Origin of the sequence: Methylobacterium platani, assembly GCF_001653715.1 — a bacterium.
Lineage (GTDB): Bacteria > Pseudomonadota > Alphaproteobacteria > Rhizobiales > Beijerinckiaceae > Methylobacterium > Methylobacterium platani.
This window is the reverse complement of the sequence record NZ_LWHQ01000027.1, coordinates 1-15,640: the sequence shown is the minus strand read 5'-3', so window position 1 is coordinate 15,640 and position 15,640 is coordinate 1. Positions and strand designations below refer to the sequence as shown.

Annotated in this window: 14 protein-coding genes and 1 CRISPR repeat array; of the genes, 10 read left to right on the top strand and 4 right to left on the bottom strand. The window is 71.0% G+C overall.

The window, feature by feature from the left end:
- Positions 1 to 5: 5 nt before the first annotated feature.
- Both glgX and dusA read right to left on the bottom strand, forming a co-directional pair.
- Entirely contained in the window at positions 6 to 2,090 is a 2,085-nt protein-coding gene (gene glgX, locus A5481_RS14765) for a glycogen debranching protein GlgX (RefSeq protein ID WP_064504025.1), read from the bottom strand.
- A gap of 108 nt (positions 2,091 to 2,198) precedes the next feature.
- On the bottom strand, positions 2,199 to 3,230 hold the full coding sequence (gene dusA, locus A5481_RS14760) for a tRNA dihydrouridine(20/20a) synthase DusA (RefSeq protein WP_280818806.1): 1,032 nt from the start codon (positions 3,228 to 3,230) through the stop codon (positions 2,199 to 2,201).
- Between the two features lie 269 nt (positions 3,231 to 3,499).
- Between dusA and A5481_RS14755 the strand changes: the two genes are divergently transcribed.
- The 9 genes from A5481_RS14755 (at position 3,500) to cas2e (ending at position 12,802) form a co-directional block, all read left to right on the top strand.
- Positions 3,500 to 3,835, top strand: a complete 336-nt coding sequence (locus A5481_RS14755) for a hypothetical protein (RefSeq protein WP_048433117.1) — start codon at positions 3,500 to 3,502, stop codon at positions 3,833 to 3,835.
- Positions 3,836 to 3,894: 59 nt separating this feature from the next.
- Positions 3,895 to 6,534, top strand: coding sequence for a CRISPR-associated helicase/endonuclease Cas3 (locus tag A5481_RS14750; RefSeq protein ID WP_048433116.1), 2,640 nt, complete (start codon positions 3,895 to 3,897; stop codon positions 6,532 to 6,534).
- Positions 6,535 to 6,805: 271 nt separating this feature from the next.
- A complete protein-coding gene (locus A5481_RS14745; RefSeq protein WP_053082308.1) occupies positions 6,806 to 8,317 on the top strand; it encodes a hypothetical protein in 1,512 nt (503 codons plus the stop codon).
- Positions 8,301 to 8,954: a type I-E CRISPR-associated protein Cse2/CasB gene (locus tag A5481_RS14740; RefSeq protein WP_156311784.1), complete on the top strand. Its 654-nt coding sequence runs from the start codon at positions 8,301 to 8,303 to the stop codon at positions 8,952 to 8,954. The genes A5481_RS14745 and A5481_RS14740 overlap by 17 nt, the downstream gene beginning before the upstream one ends.
- Positions 8,951 to 10,105, top strand: coding sequence for a type I-E CRISPR-associated protein Cas7/Cse4/CasC (gene cas7e, locus A5481_RS14735; RefSeq protein ID WP_048433113.1), 1,155 nt, complete (start codon positions 8,951 to 8,953; stop codon positions 10,103 to 10,105). The genes A5481_RS14740 and cas7e overlap by 4 nt, the downstream gene beginning before the upstream one ends.
- Positions 10,105 to 10,833: a type I-E CRISPR-associated protein Cas5/CasD gene (cas5e, locus tag A5481_RS14730; protein ID WP_048433112.1), complete on the top strand. Its 729-nt coding sequence runs from the start codon at positions 10,105 to 10,107 to the stop codon at positions 10,831 to 10,833. The genes cas7e and cas5e overlap by 1 nt, the downstream gene beginning before the upstream one ends.
- Positions 10,830 to 11,618 (top strand): type I-E CRISPR-associated protein Cas6/Cse3/CasE, encoded by a 789-nt coding sequence (locus tag A5481_RS14725; RefSeq protein WP_048433111.1) that lies wholly within the window; start codon positions 10,830 to 10,832, stop codon positions 11,616 to 11,618. Before cas5e ends, A5481_RS14725 begins: the two co-directional genes overlap by 4 nt.
- 4 nt (positions 11,619 to 11,622) lie before the next feature.
- Positions 11,623 to 12,495, top strand: coding sequence for a type I-E CRISPR-associated endonuclease Cas1e (cas1e, locus tag A5481_RS14720; protein WP_048433110.1), 873 nt, complete (start codon positions 11,623 to 11,625; stop codon positions 12,493 to 12,495).
- Between the two features lie 16 nt (positions 12,496 to 12,511).
- A complete protein-coding gene (gene cas2e / locus A5481_RS14715) occupies positions 12,512 to 12,802 on the top strand; it encodes a type I-E CRISPR-associated endoribonuclease Cas2e (RefSeq protein WP_048433109.1) in 291 nt (96 codons plus the stop codon).
- Between the two features lie 47 nt (positions 12,803 to 12,849).
- A CRISPR array of direct repeats spans positions 12,850 to 13,428; the repeat unit is 30 nt; unit sequence GGCTCCCCCGCCTACGCGGGGATCGACCCG.
- A gap of 625 nt (positions 13,429 to 14,053) precedes the next feature.
- Here cas2e and A5481_RS14710 read toward each other — a convergent pair.
- Both A5481_RS14710 and A5481_RS14705 read right to left on the bottom strand, forming a co-directional pair.
- The gene (locus tag A5481_RS14710) at positions 14,054 to 14,290 is read right to left on the bottom strand and encodes a hypothetical protein (protein ID WP_048433108.1); all 237 of its coding nucleotides are present in this window, start codon (positions 14,288 to 14,290) and stop codon (positions 14,054 to 14,056) included.
- Positions 14,291 to 14,345: 55 nt separating this feature from the next.
- Positions 14,346 to 14,840, bottom strand: coding sequence for a hypothetical protein (locus A5481_RS14705; protein ID WP_197514189.1), 495 nt, complete (start codon positions 14,838 to 14,840; stop codon positions 14,346 to 14,348).
- Positions 14,841 to 14,936: 96 nt separating this feature from the next.
- On the opposite strand from A5481_RS14705, the gene A5481_RS34965 reads away from it, so the two are divergent.
- Complete coding sequence (locus A5481_RS34965) at positions 14,937 to 15,251, top strand: HNH endonuclease signature motif containing protein (protein ID WP_048433107.1); 315 nt, start codon at positions 14,937 to 14,939, stop codon at positions 15,249 to 15,251.
- Positions 15,252 to 15,640: the final 389 nt, after the last annotated feature.

Sequence of the window (15,640 nt, the reverse complement as noted above, 5' to 3'; positions counted from 1 at the left end):
CGGCGCTACGCCCCATCCCGCGCGAGCACGAGGAGCGCCCGCCCGGGCAGGCGCAGGCTTCCCCCGCGCCGCACCGCCTCCCGCCCCACCGGCCGCCCATCCGCGACGGTCGTGTCGAAGAGCGGCGTCCACGGCCCGCCGATGACCTTGGCGAGCTGGAAATCCAGCACCGCCTCGCCGGCATTGGCGAGGATCAGGAGGCGGCGCCCATCCGGAGCATCGTTGCCGATCTGCATGCCGAAGGCGCGGCGCTCGGCATCGCCCCAGGCCGTCTCGTCCATCTCGGCACCGCAGGGCGAGAGCCAGTGCACGTCCTTGAGCCCTCCCGCCGCCACTGTCTCGCCGGTGAGGAACTTGCGCCGCCGCAGGGCCCGGTGATCGCGGCGCAGCGCCAGGAGGTACCTGGTGAACGCGGTGAGGTCCGGGTCGCCGCCATCGGTCTCCCAGTCGACCCAGGAGGTGGGGTTGTCCTGGCAATAGGCGTTGTTGTTGCCGCCCTGGCTGCGCGAGCGCTCGTCGCCCATCAGCAGCATCGGCACGCCCTGGGCGAGCAGGATCGTAGCGAGCAGGTTGCGCTTCTGGCGCGCCCGCAGGGACAGGATCGTGGGATCGTCGGTCGGCCCCTCGACGCCGTAGTTGCGCGAGACGTTGTGGCCGTGGCCGTCGCGGTTGCCCTCGCCGTTGGCCTCGTTGTGCTTCTCCTCGTAGGCGACGACGTCGGCCAGCGTGTAGCCGTCGTGCGAGGCGATGAAGTTGATGCTGGCGGACGGCCCGCGGCCGGAGGCGGAAAAGATCTCCTTGGAGCCGGTGAGTCCTTGCGTCAGCTTCGGCAGCTGGCCGGCATCGCCGCGCCAGAAGCCCCGCGCCGCGTCGCGGAACTGGTCGTTCCAGTCGCTCCAGCCGACGGGAAAGCCGCCGAGCTGGTAGCCGCCCATGCCGATGTCCCACGGCTCGGCGATGAGCTTGACCCGCGACAGGACCGGATCCTGCGCCATCGCCTGCAGCACCGCGGCCCGCGGCGTGAAATCGTGCGGCGAGCGGGCGAGGCTCGAGGCGAGGTCGAAGCGGAAGCCGTCGATGCGGTAGGCCTCGACCCAGTGGCGCAGGGAATCGAGCACCATCTGCATCACCCGCGGCACCGCCACGTCGAGGGTGTTGCCGCAGCCGGTGCAGTCGATGTCGCGGCGCGGATCGTCGGGCTGGAGCTTGTAGTAGCTCGCATTGTCGATGCCGCGGAACGACAGGCTCGGGCCGGTATGGTCGCCCTCGCAGGTGTGGTTGTAGACCACGTCGATCAGCACCTCGATGCCGGCGGCGTGGAGCTGGCGGATCGCGCTCTTGAGGCCGGCGGTCCCCGCGGGGCCGAGATAGCGCGGCTCGGGCGAGAAGTAGTTGAGCGGCGAGTAGCCCCAGAAGTTGGAAAGGCCCTTCTCGACCAGGAAGCGGTCGTCGACGAAGGCCTGGATCGGCAGGAGCTCGATCGCCGTGACGCCGAGGCGCACGAGGTGATCGACGATCGCCGGGTGGCCCAACGCCGCGTAGGATCCGCGCCAGGGCAGCGGCACCCCGGGATGGGCCTGGGTCAGGGCCCGGACATGGGCCTCGTAGATCACGCTGTCGACCAGCGGGTGGCGCAGGGGCGGATCGTCGTGGACCGGCGCCTCGGGGGCGGTGATCACGCCCTTCGGCATCATCGGGGCGCTGTCGCGCCGGTCGAGCGCGTCCTCGCGATGGCTGCCGCGGCGAGCGGGGTAGAGCGCGTCGTGCCAGCGCACCCGGCCGTGGATCTCGCGGGCATAGGGGTCGAGGAGGAGCTTGTGCGGGTTGAAGCGGTGGCCCCGCCCCGGCTCCCACGGGCCGTGCACCCGGTAGCCGTAGAGCTGGCCGGGCAGCACGCCAGACAGGTAGCCGTGCCAGACGTCGTCGGTGCGCCGCGGCAGCCGGATCACGTCGGTCTGGATCCGGCCCGTCGGGTCGAACAGGCACAGGTCCACCGCCGTCGCATGGGCGGAGAACAGCGCGACATTGACCCCGCGCCCGTCGAAATGGGCGCCGAGCGGCGCGGGCGCTCCGTCGTCGAGTGCGATCATCCGGTCCGTCATTCCCCAGGAAGCCAGCCTGCCCTCGGGCACGAGCCTGTTCGCTAGCGAACATGCCCGCGGACCGGCCGGCTGCCAAGCTGACCGCAGGTCTGATCCTCAGGCCGCCGCGCTCGCCGGCTCGCGGGAGACCAGCGCCACCGCCTCGCGCAGGGTGTCGAGGTTCGCATCCGGCCGCGTCCCGGCGACCGAGAGGTGGCGGCGAAAGGGCCGCGCTCCGGGCCTGCCGTTGAACAGGCCGAGCATGTGGCGGGTCATGGCGTGCAGACGCACCCCCTCCCGGAGCCGGGCGGCGATGTAGGGCTCGTAGGCTTGGACCGCCGCGAACGGATCGGCCACCGGCGCCGGTTCGCCGAACAGCCCGGGATCGACGCCGAGCAGCAGGGCCGGCTCGGCATAGGCCGCGCGCCCGAGCATCACCCCGTCGAGGGCGAGGCCGTCCACCGGCTCGAGCGCGGCCCTCGCGGCCGCGAGGTCCTGCAGGCCGCCGTTGAGGGCTACGGCCAGATCGGGATTCGCGGCCTTCAGGCGATGGACCCGGCCGTAATCGAGGGGCGGGATGTCCCGGTTCTCCTTCGGCGACAATCCCTTGAGCCAGGCCTTGCGGGCATGCACGACGAGCGCGTCGACGCCCGCCGCCCGCACGGACGCGGTCAGCGCGTCGAGCGCCGCCTCCGGGTCCTGGTCGTCGACGCCGATGCGGCACTTCACCGTCACCGGCACCGCGACCGCCGCCTTCATGGCGGCGACGCACTCGCCGACCAGGGCCGGCTCGCGCATCAGGCAGGCGCCGAAGCGCCCGTCCTGCACCCGGTCGGAGGGGCAGCCGACATTCAGGTTCACCTCGCGATAGCCGAACTCCTCGGCGATCCGGGCCGCCGCCGCGAGATCGCCCGGATCCGACCCGCCGAGCTGGATCGCCACCGGATGCTCCGCCGCATCGAACCCGATCAGCCGCTCCCGCGGCCCGTGCAGCACCGCCCCGGTCGTCACCATCTCGGTGTAGAGGAGCGCGCAGGCCGAGAGAGTGCGGTGGAACGCCCGGCAATGCCGGTCGGTCCAGTCCATCATCGGTGCAACCGAAAACCGCCACGCGCTGGCATTGCTGGATTTTTCAACCGCCGCAGTCACCTGCACCCATCTCCATGCTGGACCGTTCGCGGCCTTGGCCGCGGGTTTCGCCCCATCCCGTGGCGGCATCTACGGCAATGCTGTGGCCCTGGAGCCCATGCTGTAGCTTGCCGTGGGACCCATCGTCGAGCGCAAGCGCAAGGACGGGTCCATCGGGTCTCAGGCCCAGGTCGTCGTCACGCAAGTCGTCGTCACCCACCGCGAGACCAAGACCTTCGACCGCCGCCTGGATCAAGACGCGGGAGCGCGAGCCCTCCCTACCCGGCGCCGTGGCCGGAAAGAAGGCGGAGGATCCGCCGCTGAGCGCGGCGTTCGACCGCTCCGTCGCCGCGAGCCGTCGCGCCATCGGCCGGACCAAGGCGCAGGCGCTCACCGCCATCAAGACCTTCGACATCGCCGCCAAACCCTGCTCGACCAGCGCCGACGTCGTCGCCTTCGCCACCGAGCTCTCCGCCGGCCGGCAGCCGCGGCCGGCGGTCGGTGCGGACAGGGCAGCGCGGGGGGATGAGGCGATCGCGCACATCACGGCGGGGCCGGCGTTCGAGATGGGGGACAGGGTACTTGTGGTGGAAAATGGTCTTGCGCCGATGGACGCAAAGTGCTGAATTCGCCACCTGAAGTTTTTCACTGACGAGTCACGCGAGTCGGCTCCAGGAGGCGTTCTGTGAAGGCCTTCTTGCATGACGAGCTGTGGGCGAAGCGGGGATCTGACGGTAAATGGCATTCCCTGGTCGGACATTCCGCTGATGTCAGCGCGGCACTCGAGGCGCTGATCAAGATACCGCTGATCGGCGAACGTTTGAGATGTCTGGGATCGATCAAAACAACGGAGAACGACGCATTCTCGAGCAAGCTCTCGGCGCTTGCGTTCCTCCACGATATCGGGAAGGCCAATCGCGGTTTTCAAGCCCGGTCGGATGTCGGCGCGCCGCCGGTCGGCCATATCGATGAACTCGCCTGGGTGTTTTCCGGTGGGCGCGGCGCGGAGGCGGTATGTGACCGCATGAGCGAGACGCTGGGGCTCGACCGGGTCGAGGCGTGGCTCACCGACGGCTCCCGGTTGTTCGACGCCGTGTTCGCGCATCACGGACGGCCCTGGGCCCTGGGCGACGAAGGGCGGCACGCCGACATCAAGGATGCCTCGGCGCATTGGCGCGCCGGCTCCGGAGATCCCGTCGCGAAGCTCGCGCCGATGCGCGCGGCCTTCGACACGTGGTTCGGGGAGGCCCTGGCGGACGCTGAGCCATTGCCCGACCTTGCGGGCTTCGAGCATGCCTTCGCGGGGCTCCTCATGCTCGCCGACTGGCTCGGCTCGAATCCCGCTCCCGGTTTCTTCCCCTTCGACAACGGTCGCCACGCCGACAGGATGGCCTTCGCGCGGGAACGGCTGGCTCTCGTCCTGCCCGCGACCGGGCTCGATGCGCGGCCCGCGCGCGCGGCCGAGCATCAGATCGGCGCGAGCTTCGCCGGCGCCTTCGCGCAGCAGGGTCGTGAGCCGTTCGTGGCGAAGCCGATCCAGGCCGAGACGGCCCGCCATCCCGCGCGGCTGCTGGTTCTGGAGGCCGAGACCGGCTCCGGCAAGACCGAGGCCGCGCTGTGGCGGTACGCCGAACTGTTCCGCGCGGGGGCCGTCGATGGCCTTTATTTCGCGCTGCCGACGCGCGTGGCGGCCACGCAGATCTTCGAAAGGGTCAAGCGCTTCCGGGACAACGTCTTCCCACCACAGGAGCGGCCGGCCGTCGTTCTCGCGGTTCCCGGGCAGATGCACGTCGACGAGGCGGAAGGTACGCGCCTGCCCGATTTCGACGTCCAATGGAGCGACGATGGCGACCGCGCCGCCCGCTGGGCCGCCGAGCATCCGAAGCGGTTCCTCGCGGCCCCGATCGCCGTCGGCACGATCGACCAGGTGCTGCTCGGATCAGTGCGGGTGAAGCACGCGCATCTGCGGGCCGCCTCGCTCCTCAACAAGCTTCTCGTGATCGACGAGGTCCACGCCTCCGATACGTACATGGAGCACCTGCTGACGAACCTGCTCCGCTTCCATGTCGGGGCGGGCGGCCATGCGCTGCTCCTGTCCGCAACGCTCGGCGCGGGGGCGCGCGCTCGCCTGCTCGGAAGCGGGGAGGTCCCGGGCCGGGTCGAGGCGGACACCGTGCCCTACCCGGCTCTGTCCTGGTACGAGGACGGAATCGAGCGCCGCCAGCAACTCGGCCTGGCCGGGCAGCCGAAGCCCGTGCGCATGGAGGCCCGCCCAATCCTGACCGATCCCGACGCCGTCGCGGAAACGGCCCTCTCGGCGGCCCTTGACGGCGCCAAGGTGCTGATCATCCGCAACACGGTCGGGCAGGCGCTGCGGACCCAGGAGGCGCTGGAGGCGCGGGTCGGCATTTCGGACGGAGCGCTGCTGTACCAAGCACCGCATGCGGACGGGCGGCGGGTAGCGACGCTGCATCATTCCCGCTTCGCCGAGCCTGACCGGCGCGTCCTCGACGCGGCCGTCGAAAGCACCATCGGGCGGGAGCGTGCGACCGGCGGCTGCATCGTGGTCGGCACCCAGACCCTTGAGCAGTCGCTCGATCTCGATGCCGACCTGCTGCTCACCGACCTGTGCCCGGTCGACGTCCTGCTGCAGCGGATCGGCCGGCTCCACCGGCATGCCGGCCGGACGCGCCCTCACGGGTATGAGGAGCCGCGGGCTCTCGTGCTCGTCCCCGAAGCCCGTGAGCTCATTCGCACGAGCCTTCGCGCGTACGGTCTTGGATCCGGCGAGAAGGGCGGCGTCTACGAGGATCTGCGCATCCTCGAACTGACCCGGCGGCTCGTCGATGCCAAGTCCGTCTGGACCATCCCGGACATGAACCGCCAGCTCGTGGAGGCGGCGACCCATCCCGATGCACTCTGCGCGATCGAAGCGGAGCTGATGGCCACCGATCCCGACTGGAGGCCGCACTTCGACAAGCGCACGGGAAAATATTTCGCCGACCTCAGCGCCGCGCAAGGCGCCCTGCTGCGCTTCGATCAGCGGTTCAGCACCTTCCGGATCGAACCCGACGAGGTCATCGCCACCCGCCTTGGCGGCGCAGACCGGCACGTCGACTTCATGTCCGGCGAGCGCCCGTTGCCGATCGGGCCCTTCGGGCGGCTCGTGCCGGCGCTGAAGCTGCCGCACCACATGGCCGGAGATGTGCCGGTCGAGGCCCAGCCCCAAGATGTGGAACCGCTCGATGAAGCGGGAGGGTTCACTTTCCGCCTCGGCTCAATTGCGTTCACGTATGATCGTCTTGGGCTGAGGCGGATGGAGTGAACCCCGCGTTGGCGGGGGAGCCGCTGAAGCCGCGAAAAGCCCGCGAACCTCATTGGGTCAATCCCCGCGCAGGCGGGGCTTCTTTTTGCCGGGCCTAGACAGGCGGCACAAGCTGCCGGGAGGCTATAAAAATGACGTTCGAATTATTGAGTTCGAAAACAACTTGAAAGTGTAGTGGTGCGACAGCAGTCTTGGGTCGGGAGAGGCCAACCAAATGGTCCGGAATGCATGCGTCGAGGCGCTGTTGCGCGTTCGCACACGGGATGGCGACTTGCTGTTCGCGTCCTTGTCCGGCGTCCTCGCCGCCCTCGCCCGGAACAAGATCGATGCTTTTCCGGCACTCCGTCCTCACCAACGCCACGCCTGGCACGCCTTTCTGGTGCAGCTCGGCGCCCTCGCGCTGATCCGGGCCGGCCGCGATGCGATGCCGGAGGACGAGGCGTCCTGGTGCGGATTGCTGCGCGGGCTGACCCCCGACTTCCCGGGCGACGAGCCCTGGTGCCTCGTCACGCCGCCCGACAAGCCGGCGCTGCTGCAGCCGCCGATCCCGGGCGGGCTGAAGGACCTCAAGAACGCCGTTCCGACGCCGGACGCGCTCGACATGCTGGTCACGTCCAAGAACCACGACCTCAAGAGCGAGGTCATGATGGCGGCGGAGCCGGACGACTGGCTGTTCGCGCTCGTGACGCTGCAGACGACCGAAGGTTTCCTGGGGGCAGGGAATTACGGGATCAGCCGCATGAACGGCGGCTTTGCCAACCGCCCGGCCTTCAGCATCGCGCCGGCCGAAGGGACGATGTCGCAGGTCCGGCGCGACGTCGAGGCCCTGGTCGCGCGCCGCCAGACGGACGAGCCCTCGCCGGTCCACGCGGCCCGCGACGGTCTCGGGCTCGTCTGGCTGCGCCCGTGGGACGGTGCGGGATCGCTCCAGCCCTCCGAACTCGACCCGCTCTATGTCGAGATCTGCCGGCGGGTCCGGCTCGTCGACGAGGGCGGCCGCATTGCTGCCCGGGCCGGGGGCTCGAAGGTGCCGCGCATCGTGCCGATCCCGGGCGGCGCGCCCGGCGACCCCTGGGCGCCGACGGTGACCGACAAGGACGGCATCAGAATCCTCACCGTCGATGCCAGCGGTTTTCACTACCGGCGCATGGTCCGTCTGCTCTTCGGGCAGGACGGGCACGCGCTGCCGGTGCTCGCCGAGACACTTCCTACCGACGGCGACGAGGGGCTCGTCATCGTGGCATGTGCTTTGACCCGCGGGCAGGGCAAGAGGGAAGGCCTCCACGAGCGGCGCGTATCGGTCACCAGGGTCGTTCGCGACAGGATCCGGCGCCGCGACACCGATCGTCTCGGGCGGGCCGCGATGGAACGGGTCGCGCTTGCCGGCGACATCCAGAACCGCGTCCTGAAGCCCGCGCTGCTCGCCCTCTTCCAGAACGGGCCGGAGACGATCGACTACAAGAACAAGGGCGCGGAGGCCCGTGCGCGGGACCTTCTCGGCCGATTCGATCGCGCGGTCGATGCAACGTTCTTCGAGAACCTGTGGGCCGAGTTCGAGCCGGGCACCGAGCCCGCCTCCGCCCGCGGGGCCTGGGTGCGGTACCTCGTCCACACGATCGCCTGGCCCCTCGTCGTGGAGGCGGATGCCGGCCTGTCGAAGGCCGTGGGGCGGCGCTGGCGGGCGCTGACCCGGGCCGAAACCCTGTTCTGGGCCGGCACGCGCAACCCGAAGACCGGCCTGCCCCCCTTCTTCGCGGAGACGAAGCGTGACGACGCAGCCTGACCCTGCCGGCGGAGACCCAGCGCCCCGCCGCCGCATCGCCGAGATCGCCGCCCGGATGGCGGCTCCGATGACGCACGGCGACAGCTTCGGCACCGGGCCGCTGGCCGAACTGCGGCGGCTCGATCCGGACGGAGCGCTGGCCGAGCCGGCCCTGCACCGGCTCCTCGCCCGCCACACCTCGGAGGCGGAGTTGCGGGAGATCGGACTTCCAGCTTTGGCTCTCGTCATCCATGCGGCGGCGTTGGCCGCGCCCGACCACCTGTCCTTCCCGCGCCGCGACGACGAGCCGGCCGAGGAGAATGCGCAGGCGACGGTCTGGGCCGAGCGATCGCGTTCCGCACAGCTGCAATTCGGCCGCGCCCTGTTCGAGGCGGGCTTCAGCGAGCGCCGGTTCACGAACCTGCTCGACGCCACGATGGACGACCTGCGGATCGCCCTGCCTCGCGCCGTTCGGTTCCTCGTCGCCGCGGGCGAGCGGCTACCGATCCTCGCCGTCGCCGACCTCGTCGCGTCGGCCCGCACCATCGAAGACGACAGAGCGCAATCCATCCGCCACCGCATCGCCCGCGGCTACTACCGGGCCGAGGCGAAGGCCGAGGCCGCACCGAATTCGACTTCCACCGGAGACGCCGCGTGACCCGCTTCCTGCAGATCCACAGCCTCGCCTCCTATCCGGCGGTGCTGCTGAACCGAGACGATGCCGGCCTGGCCAAGCGGCTGCCCTATGGCGGCACGGTCCGCACCCGGATCTCGTCGCAGAGCCTGAAGCGACACTGGCGGCTCGCCGACGACGCCTGGGCGCTGAAGGGCATCGGCGCCCCAATGGGCGTGCGCTCGCGCGAGATCGTGGAGCGGCGCATCCTGCCGACGATCTCCGGCGCGCCCGAGATCGTCGAGGCAGTTGGCGCAGCACTGGTGAAGCACCTCTACGGCAAGAACAGCGCCAAAATCCCCGACCGGCAGGCACTGCTTTTGGGTCAGCCCGAGATCGATTACCTAGCCCGGATCGGGGCCGAAGCCGCCGCCGCGGCGAAGGACGCGAAATCGGCTGAGGCAGAGATTGACACCCGCATCGCCAAGGGCACCGGCAAGGCGAACCTGGCCGCGATGCTGGCCACGGCCGGCAAGCTCGCCTCCGGGCTCGAGGCGGCGCTCTTCGGCCGGATGGTCACCTCAGACCCGGAGGCCAACACCGACGCGGCGATTCACGTGGCTCATGCCTTCACGGTCCACAGCCAGGAGAGCGAGAGCGACTACTTCACCGTCGTCGACGACCTGCGGGAGGCGGCTGGCGAGGTCGGGTCGGGTGGCATCTTCGACACCGAGCTCACCTCCGGCCTCTACTACGGCTACGTCGTGGTCGACGTGGCGCTCCTGGTCTCCAACCTCGCGGGCGACGCCGACCTCGCGGCACGTGTCGTCGAGCACCTCGTCCACCTGATCGCCACCGTGTCGCCCGGCGCCAAGAAGGGGTCGACGGCGCCCTACGCCTATGCCGACCTGATGCTGATCGAAGCCGGGTCGCGCCAGCCGCGCACCCTCGCGGGTGCCTTCCGCAAGGCCGTGCCGCTGCGGCGCGACGGCGACCTCGCCATCGAGGCTGTGACCGCCATGGCCGGTTGCCTCGCCCGGTTCGATGCTGCCTACGGGCACGACGACGCGCGCGCGCATCTCTCGGTCGTCGATGCGCCCTCCCCGGGGTTCGGCGAGATGCAGGCCCTGGACGATCTTGCCGCCTGGGCCGCCGGGACGGTGCGCGCCACGGGGAACGGACAGGATCCCGCCTGATGCCGCGCTTCCTCCTTCTGCGTCTTGAGGCCCCCCTGCTCGCCTTCGGCGGCGAGGTCGTGGATGCGCGCGGCGTCGTCACGGACTTCCCCGGCGCTTCGCTGCTCACCGGCCTGCTGGCCAACGCCCTCGGCTACCGCCGCGGGGAAGGCGACCGGCTCCAGGCTCTGCAGAACCGGCTGGTCTTCGCGGCCCGCCTCGACCGCGCGGGCCCGCGCATCACCGACTTCCAGACGGCGGAGCTCGACAAGGACGACCGCGGCTGGACGACGCGCGGACGGCCGGAAGGCCGCGCCGGCGGAGCCGGCAGCTATGTCGGGCCGCATCTGCGCCGCCGCGACTACGATTGCGACGTGTCCTGTGCCGTCGCATTGCGGCTGACGGCGGCCGAGGCCGGGCCGACGCTGGACGATCTCGCCGCGGCGCTGCTCCACCCCGCGCGGCCGCTCTTTCTCGGGCGCAAGCCCTGCCTGCCGTCCCGGCCGCTCCTCGAGGCGGACCCCGCGCGCCGGATCGTCGAGGCGGGCGATCTCCTCGAGGCGCTCGTCGCGCTGCCGCCGGCGGACGGCGGCCCCACCCTGCGGGTCATGCTGCCGGCCTCGGAGCCGGATGCACCCGGCGACCATGTCCGCCCCGTGACCGACGAGCGCAACTGGCGCTCGGGCGTGCATGGCGGGCACCGGCTCGTCCGCGTGCGCGCCCTGGCGCGGTCCGGGGGGCCGGCATGACGCTGAGCCTCCTCCAGATGCGGCCCGCCATGGGCCCGCTCCTGCGCTGGGCCGATCGCCGCAAGGTGGTCGCGGCCCAGGGCCCGGACGACCTCGGCTACGCGCTCCACGCGATCCTCCAGGCCGCCTTCGGCGATCTTGCACCGAAGCCCTTCCTGCTGCTCGATCCGCCGCACCGGCGCGACCGGCCGGGCGCCGATCCGGCCCCGCAGATCCTCGCCTACACGACCCGTGTCGTCGCGGACCTGCGCGATCACGCCACCGCCTTCGCGGAGCCCGAGGTGGCCGAGGCGCTCGGACTGGACGGGCTGGCGGCCAAGGCCATGCCGGAGCGCTTCCCGGCCGGGATGCGGCTCGGCTTTCACACCCGCATCCGCCCGATGGTCCGCCGCGACCGCGACGGCGATCGGACGAAGACGGCCGAGAAGGATGCCTATCTCGCGGCGCTCGACGCCCACGAGGGTCGGCCGGCCCCGTTCAGCCGGGGCGAGGTCTACCGGGAGTGGCTCGCGCGGCACCTCGCGGCGGGCGGCGCCGAGATGGAGCGGGCGAGCCTCGACGCCTTCCGGCTCACCCGCGCGCTCCGCCGCGGCCGCGACAGGGACCTGCGTCCCATCCCGCCCTCGAGCGCGACGATGAAGGGCGCCGCCGGGCACCCGGACGCGACCGTGACCGGGGTGCTGGCGGTGCGGGACCCCGACGCCTTCGCGGCCCTGCTCGCGCGGGGCGTCGGCCGCCACCGCGCCTTCGGGTTCGGCATGCTGCTGCTCAAGCCACCGAGGTAGCGCCATGCTGAAGGGCCGCCTGGGACTCGAGACCGCGCGCCAGCCGCACGCCGATCGGCACGGCCTCGTCTGGCTCGACCGCGGCGCGCTGACGGTCGAGGACGGCTGCCTGCGCTTCGTGGCGGCCGGCAGCGACACGGTCGAGGCCGGCGATTACCGCATCCCGCACCAGGCGCTCTCGATGGTGCTGCTCGGGCCGGGCTCGACCGTGAGCCACGATGCGTTGCGCATCCTCGCCCGCCACAACACGGGGCTCGCCGCGATCGGCGAGGGCGGCGTGCGTTTCTACACGGCCCAACCGCTGCTGCCCGACAGCTCCGCGCTCGCACGCCGGCAGGCGATGGCCTGGGCCGATGCCAAGGGCGGCCGGATGAAGGTGGCTCGCCGGATGTACGCGCTACGCCTCGGCGAGGTCCTGCCGCATCGCGACATCGCCGTGCTCCGCGGCATCGAAGGGGCGAGGGTCAAGGAGATCTACCGCCAGGCGGCGGAGCGCCACGGCATCCGCTGGCAGGGCCGCCGCTACGACCGCCAGAACCCGAACGCGGCCGACATCCCGAACCAAGCCCTCAACCATGCCGCCTCGGCCGTCGAAGGGGCGGCCGCGATCGCGGTCGCCGCCACGGCGACCATTCCGCAACTCGGGTTCGTTCACGAGGATTCCGGCCAGAGCTTCGTGCTCGATGTCGCGGATCTCTTCCGCGACACGATCACCGTCCCCTGTGCCTTCAAGGCCGCGAAGGCGCACGAGAAGCGCCCCACCGACCCGATCGAGCGCCTGGCGCGCCGGACGGTCGCCGAGCGGCTTCGCCGCGACGGCGTGATCCCGGCCATGATCGACCGCATCAAGACCCTGTTCGAGGACGATGCGCGATGACGCATCGGTGCCCCCCATGCCCATGACCGTGGTGGTGACGCGGGACGTCGCCGACCGCTTCCGCGGCTTCCTGTCCTCCGTCATGCCGGAGGCTGCACCGGGCGTCTTCGTCGGCGCCGAACTCTCCAAGGGCGTTCGCGAGCGGATCTGGACCGTGCTGTCGGAGTGGTGGGTGGACATGCCGGGCGGCTCGATCGTGCTGCTCTGGAAGGATGACGCCGCGCCCGGGCGTCTCGGTCTCCGCACGCTCGGCCTACCCCCTCGAACCCTCGCGGACCTCGACGGCGCGCTTCTCGTCCGCCGGTAGCGACGATCTTTGACATCGTTAACAGTGCCAGCTACTTAGCAGGCAGAGGCTCCCCCGCCTACGCGGGGATCGACCCGCTACACGCTCAAGGATCGCGAGCTCTGGCGCGGCTCCCCCGCCTACGCGGGGATCGACCCGACCGCATCGACCCGCCGATCGACTGGCGCGAGGCTCCCCCGCCTACGCGGGGATCGACCTGGAATGGTGGGTTGATGACCATCAGCCGACCAGGCTCCCCCGCCTACGCGGGGATCGACCCCCGAAGGGTGCCGAACCGCTCTCGCCGGCGGTGGCTCCCCCGCCTACGCGGGGATCGACCCATATCGTATAGTTTCGAGATGTCGGCTTCGATGGCTCCCCCGCCTACGCGGGGATCGACCCGCCGAGAGCCTCACCGGGGCCGGCCAGCGCCGGGCTCCCCCGCCTACGCGGGGATCGACCCGTCGAGGAGATCGCTCACACGCTCTCCGATGCGGCTCCCCCGCCTACGCGGGGATCGACCCGCCATCGCTGCGGCTCACGCCCGGCAGAATGCGGCTCCCCCGCCTACGCGGAGATCGACCGCCGCGGTTTACCGACCGCAAGTTCTATAAAACGGCTCCCCCGCCTACGCGGGGATCGACCTTGCTGCGCGACCTCCGTGGCGCGGAACTCGATGGCTCCGGCGGGCGCGATCGCGCTGCTCTTCGCCGTCGAACGGCGCTCGAGCGCCCAGGACCTGGCGGCGCCGGCCGCGCGCGTCCACCGGGGCGAACGTCGGCTCTCGGCCGGCTGGGACCATGGCCGATGATCGCCCCCAGATCAACGCATCGCGCAGCTCGCCCGCCGCGAGGCGGAGCCGAAGGCCGAGCGTGCGGCGCTCGCGTACTGCGACGACTTCGCCTACCAGGGCGCGCAGATGCGCCGGGTGGACGCCGAGCTGCAGGTGATCCGGTGCCGCCGCTCCGCCATCCAGGCGGAGCAGGAGCGCGGGGTCTACCTGCCCTTGACGCGGGGAGCGGCGGCATGATGCCGGGACAGGCCGCGTTCTGGCTGATGCTGCAGCGGCAGCACTGGAACGGCATGGAGGTCCGGCTCGGCCGCGGAACCCTTGCCGCTCGGGAAGCCGATCGAGACGCTGCCTGAGGTCGCACGTAGCGGAGTGCTCCTCCCCGGAGGGTCAGCTCGCGTGACGTGCCCAGTAGGCGACGCCCCAGCCGAACAAGACGGCGACGGCCGGCACGACGATGAAGGCCAGAACCTGACTGTCCGTCATGGTTTCAGCCCCTTGCGGACGTAGCGTGCTGCGGCATGGAGCGCGATGCTCGCACAAAGAAAGATCATGGCGCCCAGCCCGAGTGTCAACGTCGGCACGCCGCCCGAAGGTCCGGTCACCCCGAACACCGCTGCCACGATCGGTGCGACCACGCCGGCGGTGAAAAGGCTGCCGGCGGCCGTGTTGAGGTACGCCGCCGTCAGCTTCGTGCGCTCGTTGGTGACCAGGCTCATGCAAGCCGTCGGAGTGCCCAGGCGTCAACCGACCCGCCAACCTGCGGGGACGAGGTCAGGCGCTGCTGCGCGCCCGGCCGACCATCTTGGGCCGCAGATGGGCCGAGAACAGTACCGGGTCGCGCACCGCGGCCCGGCACACCATGCCGACGACCTTCGGGATCTCGGCGCCCGCCTTGTAGGCGATCCAGGCGCTCAGAGGGATACCGAGGAACTCGGCGGCCTCCTGGTCGGTGACCTGGGCACGGAGCTGCCAAACTGCGAGGTCCTCGGCCTTGAAGGACCGCTGCTCGGTGGCGAGCAGGATGAGGTGGTGGGAGTCGATGGCGAGGTCGCCATCCGGGTCGCCCCAGCCGACAGCGCTGCCGTAGGCGACGATCTGTGGCTGGCGGAAGAGCACCGGATCCCGCAGCGGCGCGAGCAACGGGCTCGTCCGCCCGATCCATCCGGCCAGTTCGACGACATCCTCACCGCCGCCCTCCCAATTGACGCGAAGGGCGGTGTCACTCGCGGCTGACACCGCGGCGATGCAGGGCGCGTCCATGGTCATGGTCCGGATCCGTCGCTCCCAATCCGAGGTTCGCACTGCCTCGTGAGGTACCATGATCCGACGTGTCGTCATCGCCGAGGCTGGTCGGCACCGCTGGTGCCTCGCCTCTCCTGCCTCCGTCCCCGGGTCGCCATTCTCGACACGCGCACGGCGTGGCCGCCCGCCAGGGCGGCCGACGCCGAGCTGACGACGCCGGAGCACCGTTCCTGGCGCGCAGCGGTCCTGCGCCGGGCCGGCTACCGCTGCGAAGAGCCGGACTGCGGGCGCACCGGAGTCCGTCTCTTCGCCGACCACATCGTCGAGGGTCGCGACGGCGGCGCTCCCCTCGACCCGGCCAACGGCCAGTGCCTGTGCGGGTCGCGCCACTCGCGGAAGCGCGCGGCTGTCGGGGCGACGCGCATGCGGGCCTGAGGCCGTCGCTGCGGTTCGGCCGCATAAACACCACCATCGACCGCTCAAACGGCCGCTAGCGGCCGTCCTGGCGGCCTCCGGAGCCCTGTTGGCCCAGCCCTACCCCGGCGGCAGGGGGTTTACGGCCGAGGCAGGCGGGAGCCGCCAACCGCATGTGGTCCCATTCGCAGACTTTTCAGCCGCCCCCGTGATCGCCGGGGTGCGTACCAGCGAGGCGCGCCCGTGTCCCAACCCAGCCGCAAGTCGGTCGACTGGAAGGGGATCGAGGCGGATTTTCGTGCCTGATCAATGTCCAACCGCAAGATCGCGGAGTGGTACGCCGTCTCTGAGGGCGCGGTACGCAAACGGGCCAAGGCCGAGGGCTGGGTCAGGGCGATTCAGAGAATGCG